Source organism: Methylophaga sp. SB9B (assembly GCF_004832235.1).
GTDB lineage: Bacteria > Pseudomonadota > Gammaproteobacteria > Nitrosococcales > Methylophagaceae > Methylophaga > Methylophaga muralis.
Window position 1 is genome coordinate 1 of the sequence record NZ_SSXS01000069.1, and the last position, 254, is coordinate 254.

The window sequence follows — 254 nt, forward strand, 5'->3', positions numbered from 1 at the left end:
GTGATCCGGAAGGACCATTGCAGGCTTTGATTATTGATTCCTGGTTCGACAGTTATGTGGGGGTTATCTCGCTGGTTCGTATCAAACAGGGCCGACTGAAAACCCGTGACAAAATCAAAGTCATGTCACCGGTCAAGAATATCAAGTCGATGAAGTTGGTGTATTTACTCCAAAACGTAGTAAACGTCCTGCGCTGAACTGCGGTGAAGTTGGCTATGTGATTTCCGGTGTCAAAGAAATTGATGGTGCACCGG

Annotated in this window: 1 pseudogene; it reads left to right on the forward strand. The window is 46.5% G+C overall.

From position 1 onward, the window contains the following. Window positions 1–254 (forward strand): annotated as a pseudogene (locus E8Q33_RS15175) (elongation factor 4); the annotation flags it as partial.